The following is a 613-nucleotide window of genomic DNA, read 5'->3' on the forward strand; positions in this document are numbered from 1 at the left end:
AGATCCCGTTCCCGGTGTCGGCGAGCAGGATCGAGACGAGTTTAATCCGGACCGGATCGGCCAGGGCCTTGAGTCGCAGAGCGATTTCTAGGGCGGTGTCGTCATCGAGCGGGGCCGCGGATACCGGTGCGCAGCAGATCGGGGCACTGATGTCGACCATCGGCAAGGTCTTCGGCATGACCTGACCATACCCTGGTACTTGACATATGTCGAAAAGGTGGCACCCTGCAGGTGTCAGTAGTTCGATATATGTCTCACAGGTGAAGGTGATGGTCATGTCCCGTATGCAGCTGGCGCTCAATGTCGATGATCTCGATACCGCAATCGAGTTCTACTCCAAGCTGTTCAACACCAGCCCGGCCAAACGCAAGCCGGGATACGCCAACTTCGCGGTGGTCGAGCCGCCGCTGAAGCTGGTGCTGCTGGAGAATCCCGGCCAGGGCGGCACGATCAACCATCTCGGCGTCGAGGTCGAGTCGAGCGAGAAGGTGCACGCCGAGATCGCCCGGTTGTCCGGGGAGGGCCTGTTCACCCAGGAGGAGATCAACTCCACCTGCTGTTTCGCGACGCAGGACAAGGTGTGGGTGACCGGACCGGCGAAGGAGAAGTGGGA

The 613-nt window shown here is 60.7% G+C and carries 1 protein-coding gene and 1 pseudogene; one reads left to right on the plus strand and one right to left on the minus strand.

Going from position 1 to position 613, the window contains the following annotated elements; genetic code table 11:
- Window positions 1-178, minus strand: a pseudogene (locus ACXMYJ_RS29310) (Rv2640c family ArsR-like transcriptional regulator); the annotation flags it as partial.
- A 97-nt stretch (window positions 179-275) separates the two neighbouring features.
- Here ACXMYJ_RS29310 and ACXMYJ_RS29315 point away from each other — a divergent pair.
- Window positions 276-613, plus strand: a 338-nt coding sequence (locus ACXMYJ_RS29315; protein WP_460359576.1) for an ArsI/CadI family heavy metal resistance metalloenzyme, incomplete at its 3' end; no start/stop codon positions are given.

Source organism: Mycobacterium sp. ZZG (assembly GCF_054786995.1).